Source organism: Abyssisolibacter fermentans (assembly GCF_001559865.1).
Lineage (GTDB): Bacteria > Bacillota > Clostridia > Tissierellales > MCWD3 > Abyssisolibacter > Abyssisolibacter fermentans.
On record NZ_LOHE01000116.1, the window covers coordinates 1 to 965 of the forward strand.

The 965-nt window shown below is 31.4% G+C and carries 2 protein-coding genes; both read left to right on the plus strand.

Translation table 11 applies throughout. The features are described from left to right. Positions 1-265: helix-turn-helix domain-containing protein (locus AYC61_RS21630; protein WP_162265495.1), on the plus strand; the 265-nt coding region annotated here is incomplete at its 5' end. 59 nt (positions 266-324) lie between these two features. Continuing rightward, positions 325-774 (plus strand): IS3 family transposase, encoded by a 450-nt coding sequence (locus AYC61_RS20375; RefSeq protein WP_066507678.1) that lies wholly within the window; start codon positions 325-327, stop codon positions 772-774. The last annotated feature ends 191 nt before the right edge of the window (positions 775-965 follow it).

The following is a 965-nucleotide window of genomic DNA, read 5'->3' on the forward strand; positions in this document are numbered from 1 at the left end:
AGGTGCTGCTGATAAATATCAGATTAAATACGCTCTTGTTTATCAATGGGTACAAAAATACAAGAAGGATAGTGTTAAAGGGCTAGAGCATAAAAAACGTGGACCAAAAACCAAATCTATAGTTGATGAAAACTCTTTAAGTGAAATAGAGAAACTTAAGTTAGAATTAGAGAAAGAAAGAAAACTTCGAGAGCATGCGGAATTAACAGTTGAAATCCTTAAAAAAAAAGAAGAATTGGAAAAGAAGCTTCGCTCACGAAAGTAAGACAAGAAGCGGAATATCTTACTGTTGATTTTTATCAAGAAAAAGAATATTCGATAGAAATGCTTTGCAAAGTTTTAAAGATTTCAAGAAGTTCATACTACAAATATAAAAATCGAACTCAACCTGAAAAGGAAAAGCAAGATGAAGTCCTATGTGCTTTAATACTTGAATATCATGCAATGTATGATGGTATACTTGGTTACCGTAGAATGACCATGTTTATAAATCGTTTAAACCAAACTTCTTATTCAGAAGGATACATTCATAGGCTCATGAATTATCTCGGAATAACAGCAAGAATTAGACGAAAAAAAGTTAATCGTAAAAGAGTAAAACCTGATTATGTGAAGGAAAATATCTTAGCGAGAGATTTTAGTTCTGATATGCCTAATCAAAAATGGCTTACCGATGTAACAGAATTTAAAATACCAAATGACACAAGAAAACTGTATCTAAGTCCAATATTAGATTTATTCGATAACAGTATAATAGAGAATGAATTACCATAAAGAAACACTAGTCAGCTAGTATTTAAAATGTTTGATAGAGCTGTAAAAAACAACCCCGATGCAAAGCCAATATTCCATAGTGACAGAGGTTTCTCGTACACTAATAGTGTCTTTAAAAGCAAAATTGATTTTGCAGAAATGACACAAAGCATGTCAAGAATTGGTAAATGTATAGATAATGGTCCAATGGA